Origin of the sequence: Burkholderia sp. WP9 (assembly GCF_900104795.1) — a bacterium.
Taxonomy (GTDB): Bacteria; Pseudomonadota; Gammaproteobacteria; order Burkholderiales; family Burkholderiaceae; genus Paraburkholderia.
Map to the genome: position 1 here is coordinate 1,380,799 of NZ_FNTG01000002.1, position 20,326 is coordinate 1,401,124.

The 20,326-nt window shown below is 63.5% G+C and carries 12 protein-coding genes; 3 read left to right on the plus strand and 9 right to left on the minus strand.

The window, feature by feature from the left end:
* Positions 1 to 256: 256 nt before the first annotated feature.
* Together rpoD and BLW71_RS27485 are read left to right on the plus strand one after the other, a co-directional pair.
* Positions 257 to 2,254, plus strand: a complete 1,998-nt coding sequence (rpoD, locus tag BLW71_RS27480; protein WP_091804242.1) for an RNA polymerase sigma factor RpoD — start codon at positions 257 to 259, stop codon at positions 2,252 to 2,254.
* A 388-nt stretch (positions 2,255 to 2,642) separates the two neighbouring features.
* A complete protein-coding gene (locus BLW71_RS27485; protein ID WP_091804246.1) occupies positions 2,643 to 3,119 on the plus strand; it encodes a PRC-barrel domain-containing protein in 477 nt (158 codons plus the stop codon).
* A gap of 262 nt (positions 3,120 to 3,381) precedes the next feature.
* Here the strand turns inward: BLW71_RS27485 and BLW71_RS27490 are convergent, their stop codons facing one another.
* The 8 genes from BLW71_RS27490 to amaB form a co-directional block, all read right to left on the minus strand.
* The gene (locus BLW71_RS27490) at positions 3,382 to 4,188 is read right to left on the minus strand and encodes a YfaP family protein (protein ID WP_091804248.1); all 807 of its coding nucleotides are present in this window, start codon (positions 4,186 to 4,188) and stop codon (positions 3,382 to 3,384) included.
* Between the two features lie 307 nt (positions 4,189 to 4,495).
* Entirely contained in the window at positions 4,496 to 6,124 is a 1,629-nt protein-coding gene (locus BLW71_RS27495) for a DUF2300 domain-containing protein (RefSeq protein ID WP_502686858.1), read from the minus strand.
* A gap of 166 nt (positions 6,125 to 6,290) precedes the next feature.
* On the minus strand, positions 6,291 to 11,093 hold the full coding sequence (locus tag BLW71_RS27500) for an alpha-2-macroglobulin family protein (RefSeq protein ID WP_091804256.1): 4,803 nt from the start codon (positions 11,091 to 11,093) through the stop codon (positions 6,291 to 6,293).
* Positions 11,090 to 11,836, minus strand: a complete 747-nt coding sequence (locus tag BLW71_RS27505) for a DUF1175 domain-containing protein (RefSeq protein WP_091808963.1) — start codon at positions 11,834 to 11,836, stop codon at positions 11,090 to 11,092. Before BLW71_RS27505 ends, BLW71_RS27500 begins: the two co-directional genes overlap by 4 nt.
* A gap of 156 nt (positions 11,837 to 11,992) precedes the next feature.
* Positions 11,993 to 13,786: a DUF2138 domain-containing protein gene (locus tag BLW71_RS27510; RefSeq protein ID WP_091804259.1), complete on the minus strand. Its 1,794-nt coding sequence runs from the start codon at positions 13,784 to 13,786 to the stop codon at positions 11,993 to 11,995.
* 463 nt (positions 13,787 to 14,249) lie between these two features.
* Complete coding sequence (locus BLW71_RS27515) at positions 14,250 to 15,446, minus strand: aminotransferase-like domain-containing protein (RefSeq protein ID WP_091804262.1); 1,197 nt, start codon at positions 15,444 to 15,446, stop codon at positions 14,250 to 14,252.
* Between the two features lie 122 nt (positions 15,447 to 15,568).
* A complete protein-coding gene (locus BLW71_RS27520) occupies positions 15,569 to 16,741 on the minus strand; it encodes an NAD(P)/FAD-dependent oxidoreductase (protein ID WP_091804265.1) in 1,173 nt (390 codons plus the stop codon).
* 139 nt (positions 16,742 to 16,880) lie between these two features.
* Positions 16,881 to 18,380, minus strand: a complete 1,500-nt coding sequence (gene amaB / locus BLW71_RS27525) for an L-piperidine-6-carboxylate dehydrogenase (RefSeq protein WP_091804269.1) — start codon at positions 18,378 to 18,380, stop codon at positions 16,881 to 16,883.
* Positions 18,381 to 18,854: 474 nt separating this feature from the next.
* On the opposite strand from amaB, the gene BLW71_RS27530 reads away from it, so the two are divergent.
* Complete coding sequence (locus BLW71_RS27530) at positions 18,855 to 19,223, plus strand: response regulator (protein WP_091804272.1); 369 nt, start codon at positions 18,855 to 18,857, stop codon at positions 19,221 to 19,223.
* A 161-nt stretch (positions 19,224 to 19,384) separates the two neighbouring features.
* Here the strand turns inward: BLW71_RS27530 and BLW71_RS27535 are convergent, their stop codons facing one another.
* Positions 19,385 to 20,227 (minus strand): HTD2 family dehydratase, encoded by an 843-nt coding sequence (locus tag BLW71_RS27535; RefSeq protein WP_091804275.1) that lies wholly within the window; start codon positions 20,225 to 20,227, stop codon positions 19,385 to 19,387.
* Positions 20,228 to 20,326: the final 99 nt, after the last annotated feature.

Here is a 20,326-nt window from a genome sequence, read left to right on the forward strand (position 1 = left end):
CGGGGATGCACCTGCAACAAACGCGCATGATGAAATGATGTGCACACAATGAGCGCGAAGGCTGAAGCTCGTATATAATGCGAGCCGCGCGAATTTCGCACATTTCTATCGGCCCGCTTCGAGCGGGCTCATCTTTTTTGCTCCCCAGAGCACAGCCAAACAACCGCGTTGAGTCACTCAGGTGATGTTGAGCCATGCTCGAAACGCCTGACGGTCGCGTCTTGCGTCTCATAGCGAAGCCTCTAGAGGAGAATACGTGAACCCTTTTGATCGCGAAGATTCGCAACACGAAACCGCCGGCTACGCCGCCAAAGCTCCCTCGGGCCGTACGGCCAAGGGCAAGGGCGCCGGCAAAGCGATCCCCGTGGCGGCCGAGCTGCCGCCGCAGCAAGCCGAAGAACGTCAGCGCCAGATGCGCGCGCTGATCCAGCTCGGCAAGGAACAAGGCTATCTGACCCACGCGCAGATCAACGACCATTTGCCCGACAACTTCGCGCAAACGGCGGCGATCGACAGCATTGTCAGCGCGTTCAACGACATGGGCGTGCAGGTCTACGAGCAGGCGCCGGATGCGGAAACGCTCCTGCTCAACTCGAACGCCCCCGCCGTGGTGTCGGACGATCAGGCGGACGAGGAAACCGAAGTCGCGCTGTCGACCGTCGATTCCGAGTTCGGCCGCACGACCGACCCGGTGCGCATGTACATGCGCGAAATGGGCGCGACCGAACTGCTGACGCGCGCCGGCGAAATCGCGATTGCCAAGCGCATCGAAGACGGCCTTCACGAAATGGTGCAGGCGATTGCCGCCTGCCCGCTCGCGATCTCGGCCATTCTGGCGAGCGCCCAGCAGGTTGCCGACGGCGAACTGCGCATCGACGAACTGGTCGACGGCCTCAATGAAGACACGGTCGCCGCCGAAGAAGACAGCGCTAGCGCGGACGCGTCGGCCGATGTCGACGCCGACGCGGACAGCGACGAAGACGAAGACAGCGACGACGACGTCGGCCCGGCCGACTCTTCGGCCGCAGACGAAGCACGCCTGAAGCAGCTCACGAGCGACTGCCTCGAAATCTTCGCCCAGGTCGGCATGTTGTCCGACCAGATGAACGCTTCGCACACACGCGGCGACGTCACCTCGAAGGCGTACCAGCGCGCGCGCGAAGAGATCCAGCAGCACCTCGCGAAGATCCGCTTCACGGCACGCACCATCGACCGCCTGTGCGGCGACGTGCAGCAACAGGTTGCTCAAGTTCGCGCGATCGAGCGCAACATTCTGCAAATCGTCGTCACGAAGAGCGGCATGCCGCGCGAGAAGTTCATCGAGTCGTTTGCCGGCCATGAGGCCGACCTCGGCTGGACGGAACGCGCCGCACGCTCGAATACATCGTACGGCGCGGCGCTGGAGCGTCATCTGCCGGCAATTCAGTCCGAACAGCAGAAGCTGATCGAAATCGAAGCAACGGTTTCGCTTCCGTTGAAGCATCTGAAAGAGATCAACCGCCAGATGGTCGCGGCCGAATCGAAGATGCGCAAGGCGAAGAGCGAGATGATCGAGGCGAATCTGCGTCTCGTGATCTCGATCGCGAAGAAGTACGTGAACCGCGGCATGCTGTTCCTCGATCTGATCCAGGAAGGCAACATCGGCTTGATGAAGGCCGTGGACAAGTTCGAATACCGTCGCGGCTGGAAGTTTTCCACGTATGCCACGTGGTGGGTCCGCCAGGCTGTCACGCGTTCGCTCGCCGATCAGGCTCGCACGATCCGCGTGCCGGTGCACATGATCGAAACGATCAACAAGCTGAACCGCATTTCGCGCGAAATCCTGCAGCAGACCGGTCAGGAAGCGCATCCGTCCGTGCTCGCGGAACGCATGGAACTCTCGGAAGAGAAGGTGCGCGGCATTCTGAAGATCGCCAAGCAGCCGGTGTCGATGGAAACGCCGGTCGGTGACGACGGTGACGCCACGCTCGGCGACATGATCGAAGACTCGGCAGCTTCCTCGCCGGCCGACGCAGCCATGCAGGCCGACTTGCGCGCCGCCATCGACGACGCGCTCGACTCGCTGTCGCCGCGCGAAGCCAAGGTGCTGCGCATGCGCTACGGTATCAACACAAAGTCGGACCACACGCTCGAAGAAGTCGGCAAACAGTTCGACGTGACGCGTGAGCGGATTCGTCAGATCGAGAGCAAGGCCATGCGCAAGCTGATGCATCCGAGCCGCGCCGACCGCCTGAAGTCGTTCCTCGACCGCTAAGTCAGCAATTAAGCCAGTAATTGCGCTTGTCGTGCGTCACGCACGGCAAGCGCACCACTCCCCCTCGCTCAGCAAGCAAGCAAGCAGCGAAATGATCCCGCGGTGGGTGATTCGCGCTGCCGCCCGCCTTCCAGCCGTATAGAACGCACCAGACTCGCGCTGAAAAATCGCGAAAAGCGCCCGACGTCATTGCGCGTCCGCGCAACTTTCTCCAATACATCTCCCCGCAATTGCCGATCAGGCGCATGCACGTCCAGGCGTACTACGCCCGCCACATGCGGCCGCCACAGCGCCAATCGCCGCAAAGCGCTCCCGCGTCCATCATCCCCGCAGGCAACGGGCACAGTCGTTGCGCGCTCCTCCGTATACCTTTTATGAGGAGCAAATCATGACTACCCTCGATCCCCACATCCCGGCATCCGCCGGCGCGCAAGGCGCAACTATTGTTGGCGTTGGTATCGGCGACGGCCCCGGACCGGACGTCATGGCCGCATCCACGCTCGACGGCAACAAGGTGATCTCGTCCGACGGCGAACATGTCGGCAAAATCTCCGACATCATGCTCGACGTGCGCGGCGGTCGGATCGCTTACGCGGTGTTGTCCACCGGCGGTTTTCTCGGCATAGGCGACACACTTCACGCTATCCCGTGGAGCGCGCTCACGCTCGATACGGACGACAAATGTTTCGTGCTCGACGCAAGCGCAGAACTGATCAAGAACTCGCCGGGCTTCGATAAGGATAACTGGCCTTCCATGGCGGATACGCAATGGGGCGCCACCGTGCACGAGTATTACAACCGTCGGCCGTATTGGGAAGCCACGCGCGACGTGGTGGAGGGGCGAGAATCGGACTCCGATCTTTGATTGGCGCATGGTTGGTCGGGATCAGGCCGTCAACCTGAGCGAGGAAAAGTGCCGCGAGCCGTTCTTTAACAGAAGGCGTGCATAGCGCTGAGTTTGTCCACGGTATTTGTCCACAGAAACTGTTCGCAAGCCTGTGGACAACCTGCGCATGACCCACGCAACTCGTTGAACGCATTGGCTTTCACCTGCGCGCTCTCAATGAGTCGCGGGTCTCACCGCTTGGCGGACATAGGCGTGGCTTCGCGGTATTACGGCAACACAGTTACGGCAACACAAACGTTTTCACGAGCGTCAGTTCACCGGCCTTGCGCATAGGCACCCGAATCGTTTCGCTCTTTTCGTTCGGCGTATTCTCGTTCGTGATGATAGTGACCTGCGCGACGGTCATATCGGCGCCGCTATTGCCGCTGCCGTAGTAATTCACAAACACCAGATATGTGCCCTTCAACGGCGCTGCCGACGAGTAAATTTCCGGTCCATAGCCGGTCGTCACGTCGACGTCGAGCGCGCCGCCATTCGGCGCAACGCGCTCGCCGTACCAGGTGTGCGCGCCGTCGGGCGACACGACGTGCAAATCCAGATCGGTGCTGTCGGTGTCCCACGCGAGCAGCACACGCAGCTTCGGCTGGGTCTTGCCGCTGTAGGCGTCGTAGAACTGCACGCGTTTGCGGCTGCCGTCCGGCGCGCGCAGTTCGACGCCGTTACTGCCGGCAGGAAACGCGAAAGGCCGCGAGAACTTGCCGTCCTCTTCCACGCGCTGCGGCAATGGTGTGCCGTCGACCACGAGCGTGCCTACCGTGGTGCCCTTCTTCTTCGGCGTGTTGCGGATCTGCCCTTCGATCAGCGCGAATCTGGACTGCCCTTCCGGCGTCGATACCGACACTGCCGGGTAATGCACGTCCTGCGTATAACGCTCGCTGTCACCGCTCGTGTTGCGCCAGCCATTCAACGGCGCGGCGAAGTCGATGTCGCTTGCATGCGCCGCCGGCGCTGCCTGCAGGCACGCCAAACAGGCTATTGCGAACAACTTGTGACGCGCTTTCATCCAACCCGTCGTGTTGACCTTCATCTTCCTTGCTCCCATCCCGCTGTCAGAGTCGCTCGCTGTTCGCGAGCATCAGGTCGCCGATCTTGCGCAGCGGCGCGACCCTCGTTTTCATGCCATTCGTTCGGCGTGGTTTCGTGGAACCACTGCTTCAGCGTCGTCCCGATCACGTCGCCAACATGCGAAGCGCGCATCGACGTTGTAGCCGGTCGAATCGAAATCGCCCTGCTAATTTACGTACCACAGTCACGCTTCACGCCCGAGCAGACGCCCGCATGACGCACCAAAGACGGCCGGCTCTACAGACATAACGGCAAGCGCGTGACGATATTCATTGGATCGGATTGTCGGTACGAATCAGCGTGCGCGCGGTCCGCTCGACGAACGTCTCATCGAGACCACGCGGATGATGCTGGAACGCGAGGTGAATATATTCATGCGCCAACGCGATCCGATCCTCTTCGGTCTGCAAGCGATACACGTACACGCGATTGCGCTGCGCGTCGGCATACGGTCGCCCTTCACGCACAGCGCACACCGCGGGCAGATCGGGGGTTTCGTAGCCCGCCGCGCCGTCCATGCGCCGCGCCCACAAAAGCGCGTTGCGCTGCAGCCAGGCCTGCGCGCCGGCCACCGCGATGCAGTCGCCCGATAACTGACTCTGGAACGACGTCAGCGTCGCTTGCGGCCAGGTGCGCGCGAGAATGGCGTCGAACGTCAGGCCGGTTTGAGCGGAGGCCTTCGCGGCCAGCCAACTCATCTGTCCCGGCGCGGCCTTGTCGTGGTGATACTGGACGGGCACGCCGGTCAGCACGAGCGCATCGGTCAGATCGGCGGCATGACGCGCGGCTGCCGTCGGCGCGCGCGGCAGGACGCGCTGCGTGCTGCTGCTGTCGTCGATACGCAAACAGCCGTGATCGTGGCTGCCATGTTGCACGACGTAGGTTCGCGCCGCGACGGCTAGCGCCTTGGCCGCCTCCGGCTGGCTGGTGTCGCCTTCGCGCTCGACCACGCGCGCCACGTAGTCGTTCATGCCGAACCGGCCGACCACTTGCGGCGCGCCCACAGCATCGCGATCGAGCCGCAATTCGCCGCGGCTCGTCACGCGCGCCCAATTGCCATTCACGAAGCCGACCCTGAAATCACCGCGCAATGGACCATCCGGCACGGAGGCCGGCCCTTTATCGCCGAGCACTTCGCGAATCGGATAGCGGCTGAAGAAATCGACCAGCACGCAAGCCGTATCGTCCGGCACGGTGATCTGCGTGAGCAGCGGCGCGATGCGCGGCGCGGCGGCCGCCAGCACGCGCGCGCTGCCACCCGAACCGCCCAGCCACACCGGCGTGCCGTCGGCGAGCCAGCCAGCCGCGCCGCCAATCGAAGCACCCGGCCGCGCCGTATCCGGCATCGTCCAGGTCTTGGCGCGCAGGACACTGCCGTACAGCGACACCGTGCCTTCGCCGCGTCCGCTGGTCAGCACCGACACGAGCGTGCTCGCGGCGGCTTCGCGAGCACGGCTCGGCATGGCCTGCAACGCGGCGAGCAATTCGGCTACCGGCACGCGGCGCGCGGGCGTCATGGCGTGCAGATCGCGCAGCCAGACGGGCGCGTGAGCGGCAGTCCAGTACTTGCGCCAGTCGGTGGAATCGAGTTGCAGGCGCGCGGGCTCGAAAAAGAGTCCGCACGACTGCACTAGTGCATGTTCGCGATCGATGTGGCCGCCGGTCATGCAGCAATACACTTCTTCCGGGTCGTCGCCGTTGCAGGCGTAATCCGGGGTGGCGATGTTGCGATCTACCAGATAGCCGTAGACGAACAGTTTCCACACGCTGCCGAGCGGCGTCTCAAGCGTGCGTGGCAAGTCATTCGCGGCCTGAGGCGAGAAGCCGACCGGCGTGCCGCTGCCGTCGGCTTGCCAAAGCCGGTCCTGGCCGTCGCGCAACCAGGCAAAGCGCAGCATCTGCGGCGCGGAGGCCGTGGCCGACACAGTTGAAGACGAAGCCGCCGCGTCCGTTGCCGTTCCGTTGAAACCGCACACCACGCTCACGGCGAGCGCGATCCGCAGCGTGGCTGCCAGACGATCGCTTAAAGGCCGTAGCGCGCGGAACATGGCGGTCTCGTCTCGCTTACTGGATGCGCAACGTCGTCACGCGATCGCTCTTGCCGCCTTCGAACGCCTTCGCGTCCGGCTGATACATGCGGAAATAGCGCGCGGGCGGCAGCGCGAACGTGCCGGGCAACGCGAAGCGCACCAGTTGCCGCAGCGTGACCGGCCGGTCGAGCAACGGCACGGGTTGGTGATATGCGAGCTCGCCCATCTCGTAGGACGCCACGCGTTGGAACGGCTGCGGACCGCTCACGCCCTCTTTCGCGCCCGGCAGCCCGTCGATCGACACGCCCCAGCTCGTCGCCTCGACATCGCCGCCCGGCGGCAGCGGCACGTCGAGCAAGCCGTAGTGATAAGCGTTGCCCGAGCGCGGCGTGAGCGTGACTTCGTCGACGTAGAGCGCATTGCTGTCGATCGCATCACCCGGCTTAACCAGACGCGCGGTGAACGCGGAGCGGCCCACCTGGCTCTCGGCCGCCGCATCTTTTTTCTTCGGATCGGCCGCGATCTCGACCGGTTCGAGCTTGTAGAAACGCCGCGCAACAGTGATGTTCAGACGGCTGTCCTCGCTCGTGTGACTGCGGAACGAGACCAGCACGTTGACGTCGGTGCGCGCGGCGCCGGCGTCGAGCGTGGCCGGCAGCGTCGCGCCCGCCCACTTGTAGAGCGGCGTGCCGGTGGGCGTCGCGGCGCGCGTCCAGCCCGAGCCTTGCAGCGACGGCAACGACGCCGCCACCACCTCGCCGCCCAATGCCTTGCGCAACCACAGGAGCGTCAGCGCGCGATCGAGCGTCGGGTAATCGGCGCTGCTCTTCGCTAGCAAAGCCGATGCATCGACTGCCGCGCCGCCGTCGCCGCCGGACATGACCAGCAGGCTTTGCACGAGCGGTGCCGGATCGCTGCTCAACGCAGTACGCGCGGCGCTCGCCGCAGCGTCGAAACCATCGGGCAATTGAGCATTCGCGCTGCGCGCCATGCTCGCGATCAGCAGCGTCGCCATCTGTTTGCCGCGCGGCGAATCGGCTTGCGCGAACACGATGCTGTCCGACGCGTTATACGTGCCGTTGCGCGCCGGCGCATTGGCCGTGGCCACCGCGTCGCTCATCAGGTCGGCGGCCACGCCCGACACTGGCGTCGCAACCGGCAAGCCCATCTGCTGTATCAGCCACAAGGCCAGTGCGCGATGCAGCAGCGGCTCTTTTGCACCCGCGTCACGATAGACGTCCATGGCATGCTGCCAGTTGTCGGCGGGCAGGCTGATGCCGAGGCTGCGGCTCGCGAGCCAGTCCGCGTAATACGCGTAAGCCGTGATCAGCGCGCTGCCGCCGGTGGTATCGCCCCACCAGCCGAAGGTGCCGCCGACGCCCGCCAGCATGGCCAGACGCTGCCGCTGATTGCGCAGCAGCGCTTCGAGCCCTTGCGTCGAACTCGCGTTGTCGGCATGGCCGATCGCATCATGCGCGAGCGCGAGCGGAATCAGGCGGCTCGAAGTCTGCTCGGCGCAACCGTACGGATAGGCGATCAGATCGTCGGCGACGCGCATGAACTGGCTCTGCGCGCTGCCGATGAACCGCACACTGACGTCCTGCGCGTCTTGCGGCAGATTGAGCGGCTTGTTGGTGCCGTCGAGCGCCAGCGTGCTCTGATGCAGATCGAGCCAGCCGCTCGCGTCCAGATGAATCGTGGTTTGCAAACGATCCACATCTTTACCTGCGCTGCGCAATGTCGCGTTGATCACGCCATCCTTCAGCGCGCCGCTCGGCAGGCGCAAATAGTTCGCGCCACGCTTGAGCGTGACCTTCTGATTCAACGAAAGGCCGCCGCCTTCCACCACCCACTGCGCGTCCATGTCCGCGTCGGTCTGATTGAAAGCGATCATGTCGATGGCGGGCTGATCGTTGACGCGGAAATGCGACGGTCCGCTCCACTTCAGATACAGCGCCTTGTCCGAGCGCACGTAGGCGGTACGCTGACCAACCATGCCATCCGGCGCCGCGGCGCGCACGGTAATGCGCCAGCGCGCCAGCGAATCCGGCATCCTGAACGTCATGGTGGCGTGACCGTTCGCGTCGGTTTTCAGGTTGGCTTCCCACGCGGCCGTGTCCTGATCGTCACGGCGCGGCCGTTCGAGCACTTTCACACCGCGCTCGTTGTAGTTCGCGCGCTGTGGTCCGCCCGGCGCGCCCTTCAACGGCGAGCGCGCGAGGTCGTAGGTGATGAACGACAGGCTCGACGAAGTCCGCACGTTATTCCGGCGCGGGTGATAGAAAAAATCGACGATATTCGGCGCGATCTCCGGCTGTAACACGTAGACCATCTCATCGACCACGCTCACGGTCAGGTTCGCCGCTTCCGGTTTGCCGTTCACCGTGCTGTCGAGATTCAGCGTGACTGTGTCGCCGGGACCGTACACCGGCTTGTCGCTCTTCACGTTGAGTTCGATCTGCGGTTGGGCGACCACGATGCCCGCGTTCTGGAACACGTATTCGCCGGCGTGCACGTACAGCACCGAGAACGTCATGTTCGGCGCGAAATCAGCGCCCACCTTGATACGCGCTTTCCATTGCGACGGCGCGACGCGTTGCAGTTGCAGCCAGTCGCCGCCTGCCGTCAGCAGCGCGCGACGTTCCACGTTGTCGCGTTCGAGCGTGAGCAACGCGTCGTCGACCGGCATCGGGAACGTGATCAGCGCTTCGGCGGTATCGCCGATCTTGTACCTGTCGCGATCGAACACGATCTCGACACTGCCCGGAATCGCCTTCACGCCGTCGCCCGCAACCCAATGGCTGGCGGCGGCGAGCAGGTTGCCCTGGTCATCTTTGACCGACAGCATGTACGAGCCCGGTTCGTCGAATTGCACCGGGAACGACAGCTTGCCGCCCGCGCTCGTGCTCTTCAACGCGCCTTCGCCATGCGTTTGCGATTCGAGACGCGTCCATTCGTATTTCGACGGCGCATGCGACGCGGGATCGATCGCACCGAGCGCCTGCAGATCGAAGCTGACCAATTCCTTCGGTTGCGAGAACGATTTCGCCGTGGTCAAACGATACGGTGTCGCGCCGCGCGCGATCAGCACTTCACGTGTAACACGCACCTTGTACGCCGCGCCGTCCTGCGCGAACAGCGTCAACGCATAGCGGCTCGGCTCTTTCGCGGCCGGCAGCGTGAGACTCGCGTTGCCGTCGCTGTCCGTCTTCAACTCCTGCTGGTCGAGCTTGACCGGGAACAGACCCGCATAACGCAATTCGCCGTCGACGATCGTCACTTTTTGCGCGCGCAATGTGACCGAGATCTTGCTATCGCGCACCGGCTTGCCGTCCGGATAGCGCAACTGGATCTTGCCCTTCAGCGCCTCGCCGGTCGCATAGTCGGCTTTATCCATCGAGAGGTTCACGTCGAAGTGCGGCTTCACATATTCGGCGACGCGAAATGCACTGCCGTATACATCGCCGTTGTAGTCGAAGCGCAACGTGTAGCCGCCGGCGGTGGCGTCGGCGGGCAGTGTGAACGCGGTATCCGCGCCCGTGTCGGAAGCGAAATGCACCTTGCTGCTCGCCACCGGCGCGCCGTTCGGATCGAGCACGTCGAGCTTGAGATCGGCCTCGGCGGGCGCGGACGATTGCGTCGCGTTCTGGAACGTGCGGCCGATGAACTTCACATGTACCGGATCGCCCGGCCGGTACATGGGCCGGTCGGTGACCGCGTAGATCTTCGTGTTATAGATCTCGCTGTCGTAATAGAAATTCTCGGAGACGAACACACCGCCCTGCGGATCGGTGCCGAGCACATAGCTGCGCTCGGGGCTCACGTGTTGCAGCACCAGCGCGCCGTCGTTGCCGGTCGTGCCGCTTTGCAGGACGCCCACGCCGTCGGTCCAGTTCACTTCCGTATTCGCGACCGGCTTGCCGTTGTCGCGCCGCGTGGCCCATACCAGCATGCCGTTCGGCGTGGCTTTGACGACCGCCACCGTGTCGGACACGAACAGGAGCGTATGCGCGCGATAATTGCCGATCACCGCCTCGACGATATATAGCCCCGGCGGCAGCTTGCCGACCGGAATCATCACGTTGCCTGCGCTGGCTTCGATAAAGTTACTGCTACTGCCCGCGAGATTCACACCCTTGGGCGGCTGGATCACTTTTGCGTCCCAGATCGGATAGCGGAAACGCGCGACCGTGTCGTAGCCTTTGAGCGGCGCGAATTGCGAGTTCGGCTCGAATTGCGTCTGCTTGCCGGTCTGCTCGCCGAGCTTGAATTGCGGCGCCGCTTCGGTCGCCTTGCTGCGGGTCGCGAAAGACAGCACACGCTGCCACGCGCGGCGCGCTTCGGTGAACCAGCGGTCCCACAGATACGCGAGCGTATTCGCCAGCCCTTCGCCCTGATAATTCGCCGCGACGTTCAGCCGGTGCAGATTCTTCTGCGCCTTCAAAAAGTCGAGCGGCTTCGGCACGCGATACACGACGATATCCGCGCCGCCATACGCCTGCAACGCGTCCTTGAAGTCGCGGCCGGGCGCTTCGAGCCGCACCTGCGCGAGTTGATTGCTGGCGAAGCTCGCGTCCGAGAGCAGGAAGAACGGCTGACCGTCCACCTTCTGCGAACTGAAGTTGCTCGACGGCGCCGTCTGCAACGTTGGATTTCCCGCGATGTTGGCATCGGCGGCGGTGTTCGACGCTTCGTCGTCCGCATAAGCAGCCGGTGCGACGGCGAACGTCATGGCCGCGAATAAGACGGGAAGCAGCGCCGCGAACGCGCATGCCGCGCGACGGCGCGCGTTGCCCAACCAACCGCGCGATGGCGTGACGGAGATCATTCGGGTCATGGTGTCAGAAAGTCCAAACGAAACACGCCGACGAAATTCGGATTGCCGTCGAGCGGTTGCCAGCGGGAATCTTTCCATTGCATCAGGTCGGAAACGGCCACGGCGCGCAGACCGGTATCGGTCGGCGTGACGGTGCCTGTGTGATAAGCGATGTAGCGATCCAGCCAGATCATCAGATGCTGGTCGTCGCCCTGGTCGAAGAACAGCAGATCACCAGGCAGCGCCTGGTTCACGTCCTTCGAAACAAAACGGCTGTTGCGTTGAATCAGTGCGATTGCCGATGCGTACGCGCCGGTGGAACCATCGAGCTGGGTCCAGCGGTTGGCGATCGTGCGCTGCGCTGCGGACAGTTGCAGTTCGGGCGGCATGCTGCCGGTATCCGCGAGACTGGTCATGCCGTTGGCGCGCAGCCATCGGGTGTCGTGCAGCCTGAGCGTCTCGCCGACCGCGAAGCGCACGAGCCCCGCGCAATCGCGTTGGGTCCAGCGCGGCGTGGGTCCGCGCCGCATCTGCTGGTCGACGATACGCACGAACCACGCGCGAAATGCCGCCGATTGCTGCGGTGAGAGTGCGTCGGGGTCGGGTGATGCGGTGGTGCTGGTGAGCGCGCGCGCGTAAGGGGTGTAGGGCGCGAGGCTCGCGACGGCGAATGCACATGCAACGCGTGCGAGCCACGCGCGGCGCGAGGCGGTGGCGGCGTGGCGTGCGACAGGCGTGGTATGCGTGGACTGCGCAACATGCACGGACCGCGTCGACTGCGCAGCATGCGCGGTCTGCGCGGCATGCCCGAACTGCGCAGCATGCGCGGCATGCGCTGGCCTTGCTGCGACCGTGCCTTGCGGCGCGCGCTCAGGCACGCACGTCGCGACTGTCGCGTCGGGTACGCGAAGGCGGCGCACTCAGTCGCCCTCGGTGCCGGGTTGATCCGCGGGCGTATCCGCAGCGCTTTCTGTCGAACCGGCCCCGGCTTTCGCGCGATCGAACCACCACTCCACCGGCACCCAGCCCGTCGAGCCCGGCAGGTTTTGCGGCAGTGTCAGCGAGACCGGCGGGTAATGAGCGAGCGCGTGCAGCTTCGGCACGAGATGCGTGCGCGACGCGTTGCGGAACACCGCTTCCTGATCCGCCGGCAACGCCGCGCCCGCCTCGCGCTCGATCAGCGCGGCGGCCGACGAAGGCGTGAGCGTCAGAATCGTGCGCGGCAGACGCTGCGGCGCGAGCGTATCGGCCAGCGCCGGATAGCGCTTGTCGAGCACCGCGAGCGTGTCGTCGACGAGTCGCCCGTCCGGCGAGAAGATCAGATAGCCGTGCGCGAGGGCGAGCGTGACCGGAAAATAGCGCTCCGCCGACAACTGCGACGCGAACGACGCCTTGCTGGTCAGTGCCGTGCCCGACCGCGCGCTGACGGGACGCTGCCACACGGTAACATCCGCGCCCTGGTCGCGCGTGGTGACCGGCAAGCGGCGATAAGCCGACGAGTCCGCGCCGTCCGTTTTGGCGGCCTTCGCTTCATAGGCACCGATCACATCGCCGAAGGTCTTGCCGAGCGCCGCCTTCAATGCGGCGACACCGGCCGCGTCCTGCTTCTTCACGCGAGCGACGAACACCGGGGCGACCAGCGTGGACTTCGCATACCAGCACACCGCTGCGGGACCGGCGAGCTGATCGCCAATCGCGGCAGCGTTATCCGCGCCGCCGCCGGCCACCTTGCCCAACAGACCCGAGGCTTCTTTCCAGTCCGCCGGCAAGCTCGTGCAGGCCGCCGGATTGGCCGGCAACGCGCGCCACAAATCGGCGCTGTTCCACTGCTGCGGTAACTTGCCCGGGTCGATCAGCGCCGAGGTTTGCCAGTTCGCCGCTGCACGTCCCGAAGCATTCGACGAAAAATCGAAGCGCAGTGCGTCGATGCCGGAGAAGAACGCCTGATAACCGAACGACAGATAGTTGGCCGACACCACCAGCCGGTGACCCTTCGGCGCCTCGCCGGGTGCGTCGAGCTGATAGGCGCGCGCTGCATCGTCGCGGCCCGAGGAGAGCATCGCGGACACCGCATCGGCCCGCTCGCTGAGCAGGCCGCCCTTCTCGTCGAGCAGCACGCCGGGCGCGGACAGTACGACCAGCCGGTCGTCCTTGCTGGCGAACAGCAGCGTGCGGCCTACCGCCAGTTTCAATGCGTAGACCGGCACGTCGCCGGAGAGCTTCGCCACCTGGCTCAATTGCGCGTCGCTCGTGGCGACATTGCCGACGCCTTGCAGCAGCTTGGCGAAACCGTTGCGATGCATCGACATCACCCAGTAGCCGAGGCGGCCGTCAGGCGAGCGCCACAGCAGCACGTGCGCGGGTTCGTCGAATACACGGCGGATCACTTCGTCGCGCCAGTCGAGCTGATGTTCGAACGCGAGCCGGCGCAGCGCGCCTTCGGCGGACAGCCGCGTATTGCTCGATTCGTAGTAGTCGACGAAGTCTTGCGTGAGCACGTCGTGCAGCAATGGCACGCTCAGAATGTCGCGCGGCAAACGCGAGAGCGCTTCACTGTCGATCACCGCGTCAGGGTGATGAATGTCGAGGACGATTTCGCCATTCCCGGCGGCTTTGCGATGCGCAAATGGACGCCACACCGCCTGAATGACCACGCCGGCCACAACCAGAAGACCGACAACCAGGATTGCAATCTTTTTTCGCGACATCTTCATCTGATTTCTTCTGGTTCGATGCGACGGTATTAACGGGAATGCCCGGCGGATTAAACCAGCGGGATCATGGCCGAAGGCAGCGATGATAACCGATATTTTTAACGCAAAACCAACGGCACTTCCTATTTAACAGTCGTGCCACTTCAAGGTTTGACAAAAATCGGACACACGTCTAATTAAGACGATTGGGAACCGAGTCCATTCGATGCGGCGATCTGATTCGCCAAACCGGCACGAACAGGATCGGAGATTATTTGCTAGGCATGCACGCCCCTTGCGTCCAGCGCGCCGTGAATAATGCCTTTATCCGTGAACGGTCATGCAAGGCATTACGGTACGCGGGTTTTATGCTAAATCCACGCAATTAAACGCGCATGTAAAAAACCCGGCGGCACAGAGAGTGCCCGCCGGGTTAATTGCGCATCGCGCTTACTACTTTGATATCGATCTGTCTTAGCCGCTGTCAAAACCGTTCGAGCGCCTGTTTCATTCTCTGCACGCCGGTTTCGATATCGGCTACGCCGGGCGCGGCAAACGACAAGCGCAGCGCGGCGGTATCGATATTGTCTTTATAGAAAGCCACGCCCGGCACAAACATCACATTGCGCTCGATACAAGCGCGCAGATAATCGGACGCATTCTGACCGGCTTTCAGTCGCGCCCACACGAACATGCCGCCAGCCGGGCGATGAAACGCAATGTGCTCCGGCAGTTGCGCTTCCAGCGCGTCGCACAGCGTGCGGCATTTCACGGCATAGGCGTCGACGATGCGCGGCAAATGCCGCTCGAGCGCGCCGCTTGCGAGGTACTCCGCGGCAATCGCCTGGGTCCACGGCGAGCTGCACAGGTCGACCGTCTGCTTGGCGACCACGCAACGGCGCAGAATCTCCGCATGCGCGAGCATCCAGCCAACGCGCAGGCCGGGCGCGACGATCTTCGACAGACTGGAGAAATGCACGACCCAATCGCGTGAACCCGGCACCTGCTCGCTCAACGCGAGCAGCGAAGGCAGTGCTGCGCCGCTGAAGCGCAGATCGCCATAGGGATCGTCTTCGACGATCAGAAAGCGGTAACGCGCCGCCAGTTTCAGCAACGCCATGCGACGTTCGAGCGACAAGGTCGCACCGGTCGGATTGGCGAAGGTGGGCACGGTGTACAGCAGCTTCGGCGCGCGGCGCAGCCTGCCCGACTCGAGCTGCGCGGCGAGTGCGTCGACGTCGAGGCCATTCTGATCGACGGGAATCGTGACCACATCGGCCTCTTGCAGCTTGAGCGCCTGCAAGGTCGCGGGATAGGCGGGCTGTTCGACCAGCACCACGTCGCCGGGCGCGACCATCACGCGCAGCAGCAGATCGAAGCCCTGCTGCGAACCGGTCGTCACGAGCAATTCCTGCGGCGTGCAAGGGGTGCCTCGGCGCATCATTAAATGCGCGAGTTGTTCCTTGAGGACGACGAGGCCGTCGGTGGGGCCGTATTGCAGGCAAAGCGTGGTGTGTTGTGTCGCCCGTGCCGCGGCGGCGTCGAGTCCTTCACGATCGAATAGATCGCTCGCCGGATAGCCGCCGGCGAACGAGATCATGCCGGGTTGCGCCAGATACTTGAAAAGCTCGCGAATCGGCGAACCGGTCGGTGCTTCGAATGCGGGATTGAACGTGAACATGGTGACGGGCCGCTTATCTCTAGAGGGAGGATCGGCGTCGATTGTGGCCAGTGTCAGAGTGAGCGGCAAACGATATCTACGCACTACGTATTGCGTTTTTCGCATCACCCCGGCGCGCGCGGCTACACCACGTTTTTCTCCACGATAGGCCGGTTTTCGAGCACTCGCGTGAAACTCAACGAGCCCAGATCGAGCGTCGTGTATCGGCCATGCAGAATCAGTTCGCTGATGCCGCGGCCCGTTGCGGGTCCTTGCTGCAAACCGTGTCCGCTAAAGCCGTTGGCGAAAATACAGTTATCGACATCCGGGTGGTAGCCGATGATCGCGTTCTGATCGAGCACGTTGTATTCGTAGTAGCCAGACCAGCAATTCTGCACACGCAGCGCTTCGAATTGCGGCACGCGATGCGCGAGCGTCGGCCAGATCACATCGTCGAATAGCGCGTGATCGACTTCGTCGAGCGGCAGATCGTCGGGGTCGTTATCCGCCGAGGGTGACGTCCCGCAGATAAACGATTTGCCTTCGGGGCGGAAATACACGCCGGTCGGATCGATCAGCAACGGACACCGTTCGAGCTGCCCCGGCGAGGTGACATTGAAAATACTGCGGCGCCGCGCATAAACCGGAATGTCGATACCGGCCATCTGCGCGACTTTGCGTGACCACGCGCCGGCGGCATTGACCACCACGTCGCAGGCGTAGGTCTCGCCGTTCGCGGTCTGCACGTGAGTCACACGTTTGCCGTCGCGCTGGAGCGCGGTAACGTCCGCCGCGATGTAGCGCGCGCCGAGCGATTGCGCCTTCTTGCGCAGCGCCTGCACGAGCCCGTAGCCGTCGAACCAGCCTTCGCCGCTCTCACCGTACGCACCGGCCACGAGGTCTTCTGTATTGAGCCAGGGAAAGCGCGCTTGCAATGCAGCTTTGTCCAGCAGACTGATATCGGCGCCGAGACTTTTTTGCAGTGCGTGATTCTCACGCAGCGTCGTCTCGCCGGCCGGCGTCGCGAGGAACAGGTAGCCGCCTTCGTGCAGATCGATCGACGGTTTGGCGCCGTCGACTTCGAGCCGTTCACCGATCGAGCGCAGAAACTCGATGCCGAACAACGACATCTGAATGGAAAGTGGCGTGGAGAATTGCTGCCGGATCGACGCCGCCGATAAGGCCGACGACGAGCGCGCATAAGTCGGATCGCGCTCGATCACCGTGACGCTGACTGTCGGATCGGACAGCCGCAAGAAATACGCGATCGAGCTGCCGATCACCCCACCGCCGACGATCACGACTTTGGAACTCACGTCTTACCCCACGAGTAGCGTGGCCGCTCTTAACGCCGGCGGCGCAAACGGATTGCTGAAGAAGGTTGGGCAAAGCCGCAGCGGCGCGTGAATGCGCCGCTGCCTGTTACGGATAAACGAACGGATTGCGCGAGCGGTATCAACCGATATTGAAGTCGATACCTTGCGCGAGCGGCAATGCCGACGAGTAGTTGACCGTGTTGGTCGCGCGGCGCATATAGGCTTTCCACGCGTCCGAACCCGACTCGCGGCCGCCGCCGGTTTCTTTCTCGCCGCCGAACGCGCCGCCGATTTCCGCGCCGCTCGGCCCGATGTTGACGTTCGCAATGCCGCAGTCGCTGCCCGAGTCGGACAGGAAGCGTTCAGCTTCGCGCAGATCGGTTGTGAATACACACGACGAGAGACCGTGCACCGCCGCGTTGTTCGCTTCGACCGCATCGGCGAAATCGGTGTAGCGCAGCACGTACAGAATCGGTGCGAACGTTTCCTTCAGCACCACCGCCGTTTGCGACGGCATTTCGACAATCGCCGGACGCACGTAGTAGCCGCCTTCATAGCCCTTCACGTCGACGCGCTCGCCGCCGAAGACCTTGCCGCCTTCAGCCGTGGCCTGTTGCAGCGCTTCCTGCATGCGGCCAAACGATTGCTTGTCGATCAGCGGACCCATCAGCGTGCCCTTTTCGAGCGGGTTGCCGATCGGCACCTTGCTGTACAACTGTTTCAGACGTTCGATGGTTTTGTCGTACACGCTTTCGTGCACGAACAAACGGCGCAGCGACGTGCAACGCTGCCCGGCCGTACCGACCGCCGAGAACAGAATTCCGCGCATGGCGAGTTCGTGATCCGCCGTTTGCGTGACGATGCCCGCATTGTTGCCACCGAGTTCGAGCAGCGAGCGGCCGAAGCGCTTCGCCACTTCCACGCCGACGGTACGGCCCATTTCCGTGCTACCCGTGGCGCTGACAATCGACGCGCGCGGATCGGCCACCAGCTTTGCGCCCACATCGCGGCCGCCGTTGATCAGCGCGGTGAGACCGGCCGGTGCATCGCCGAACTCTTGCAGTGCCTCGTTGAGAATCTGATTGACGGCGAGCGCGGTGAGCGGCGTCTTTTCCGACGGCTTCCAGATCACCGCGTTGCCGCAGACCAGCGCGAGCGCCGCATTCCACGACCACACCGCAGCCGGGAAATTGAATGCCGAGATCACGAGGCAAGTGCCCATGGGATGCCACGTTTCAGCCATACGATGCCCGGGACGCTCCGAGGCGATCGTCAGACCGTACAACTGGCGCGACAGACCTACCGCGAAATCGCAGATGTCGATCATTTCCTGCACTTCGCCCATACCTTCCTGGAGAATCTTGCCGGTCTCGAGCGTGATGATGCTGCCGAGCGCCTGCTTCTTCTCACGCAGACGGTTGCCTAGCAGACGCACCAGTTCGCCGCGGCGCGGCGCCGGGACGTTGCGCCAGACGGTGTACGCCTCTTTGGCCTGAGCGAGAGCCGTGTCGACTTCCGCCACGGTGTTGCTGGCCACGCGGCCAATGAGTTCGCCCGTGATGGGCGAATGAACCGCGATGTCGCCGGCTTGCGCCGCGTGGGCGATGCCGAGGTCGGCGAGAATGGTGGAAGCGTCCATGAAGATCCCTTTTATTTCCGATGCGAAACAAGAGTAAGTTCGGAAACTATACACGCGGGTTTTTCTGGCGGCAAGGGTATTTGCCCGGTAACGGCGGGCAAAAGACTGCTGAAGGCTTACTGAGCTTGAGTAACGCGCGAAGCGAATGCATCGCTGCCAGCTTTCGCCTGCGTCGGCGCCGGAGCGGTAGCCGCGCTCTGGCCGCGTCGCACTCGTTTCTTATTGGAAATACTGGCTGCCGTTGGTGGTATCGTGGAATCGCCAGGCATGATGAAAGCAGAGGTTGACGCGCCTTCAGCGCTCACAAGACAAAGGCCAAATAAACTGGCACGAATCAAGTCTCAGGCACGACCCTTGCTTTTTCTTGCGGCTCGACAGGACCACAACGCGTGGCAATTCAGCCCGCTCCCCTGTCACGACTGGCACCACGAACATCCGAGGCCCAGTCCAACCGACATTTCAGGCATAAGCATTATGAGTCGCGTATTACTGGTCGACGACCAACCCGAGGCATTGTCCGCGCTGCGCGCCGTGCTGGTCGGCCGTGGTTACACGGTCGCCACGGCGGCGGACGGCGCCGAAGCTCTTGAACGACTGCAACGCACGCGCGTCAGCGCCGTGGTGTGTGACTGGCGCATGCCCAATATGGACGGCGCCGAGCTGATCGAATCGATGCAGGCGCGCAGTGAACTGGCGTCCGTACCCGTCATTCTGACGAGCGGCAGCGGCGAGGCGCCCGCGTTGCCCGTCAAAGGCTTTCTCAGGAAACCGTTCGCGCTGGACAAGCTGCTCTCATTGTTGGTCGAATGCGAAAGCGACGCGGCGCTGCCCGCTGTCTGCTGAACGCGGTGTTGCGACCGCGGGCGAGCATCGTCGATGCGCTCGCCAGCCTGAATCACGCACAGAAGCGGGGCACGCGATGGACTCATGAGCGCGGCCATGCGGCTTCGCGGTGCGGTGGCCTCCGCGCGCAATCGCTCCTGAAAGATCGAATCGCTTGAATTTCACGCAAGCGCCGCGGTGGCGCGCATGGTCAGATAGCCTTCGTGGTCTTTGGCCCACAGGTCGATGATCTTGCCCTCGCCAGATGGCTTGCCGCACACCGTGAACGCCTGCCCCGCAAATGTCGGGCGCACCGCCTTGAAGGCGAAACTCTGCAGCGTGGCGTCCGGTTGTTCGCGGCGCACCAGGTCGACCAGCAGCGTCGCAATCAATGGACCATGCACGATGAGCCCCGGATAGCCCTCGACCTCCGTCACGTACGGGTAGTCGTAGTGAATCCGATGGCTATTGAAGGTCAGCGCCGAGTAGCGGAACAGCATGACGGGGCCGGCATCGATCGTGCGACGCCACGTTTCCCCTTCCGGCGCGAGTTGCGCCTGCGGTGGCCGCGCGCCCTCCTGCGGCTCGTCGCGATAGACGATGTCGTGCTCCTCTTCGAGCTTCAGTTCGCCGCCCGCTTCAATGGTGTGCTGCACCGTGACGAACACGAGACGGCCGGACAGGCCGGTCTTGTCTTCGATATTGGCGATGGTCGAGGTCCGCGTGGCGCGCTCACCCACTTTCAGCGGCGCGTGAAACGTCAGCCGGCCGCCGGCCCACATGCGACGCGGCAGCGGCACGGGGGGCAAAAAACCGCCGCGCTTTGGATGGCCGTCGGGGCCGACCTCGGACATCGGCGCAGTCGGCAGAAAGTACAGCCAGTGCCAGAGCGGCGGCACGCTATCGCCGCGTTCTTCGCGATCGAGCGTGGCGGCCATTGCCGTCAGCGGAAAGGCCGTGATGTCGTCTTCGGCCACCATCTCCTTGTCGAGCCAGTCGTCGAGTTTCTGCGGGGAAGCAGACATAGGCAAAGTCTCCAGATGTGCGTTGGGCTTAACAGGGTTTTACTATGAACAGGGCAGCACGTCGCGCGAAGTCGGCATTTCCAAAGCGGGCGTCGGGAT

Coding starts and splice junctions, on each gene's coding strand:
- BLW71_RS27485 (WP_091804246.1), top strand. CDS start 2,643: ATGACTACCCTCGATCCCCACATCCCGGCATCCGCCGGCGCGCAAGGC.
- BLW71_RS27530 (WP_091804272.1), top strand. CDS start 18,855: ATGAGTCGCGTATTACTGGTCGACGACCAACCCGAGGCATTGTCCGCG.
- BLW71_RS27495 (WP_502686858.1), bottom strand. CDS start 6,124: ATGCTGCGCTTTGCCTGGTTGCGCGACGGCCAGGACCGGCTTTGGCAA.
- BLW71_RS27490 (WP_091804248.1), bottom strand. CDS start 4,188: ATGAAGGTCAACACGACGGGTTGGATGAAAGCGCGTCACAAGTTGTTC.
- BLW71_RS27535 (WP_091804275.1), bottom strand. CDS start 20,227: ATGTCTGCTTCCCCGCAGAAACTCGACGACTGGCTCGACAAGGAGATG.
- BLW71_RS27510 (WP_091804259.1), bottom strand. CDS start 13,786: ATGAAGATGTCGCGAAAAAAGATTGCAATCCTGGTTGTCGGTCTTCTG.
- amaB (WP_091804269.1), bottom strand. CDS start 18,380: ATGGACGCTTCCACCATTCTCGCCGACCTCGGCATCGCCCACGCGGCG.
- BLW71_RS27515 (WP_091804262.1), bottom strand. CDS start 15,446: ATGTTCACGTTCAATCCCGCATTCGAAGCACCGACCGGTTCGCCGATT.
- BLW71_RS27500 (WP_091804256.1), bottom strand. CDS start 11,093: ATGACCCGAATGATCTCCGTCACGCCATCGCGCGGTTGGTTGGGCAAC.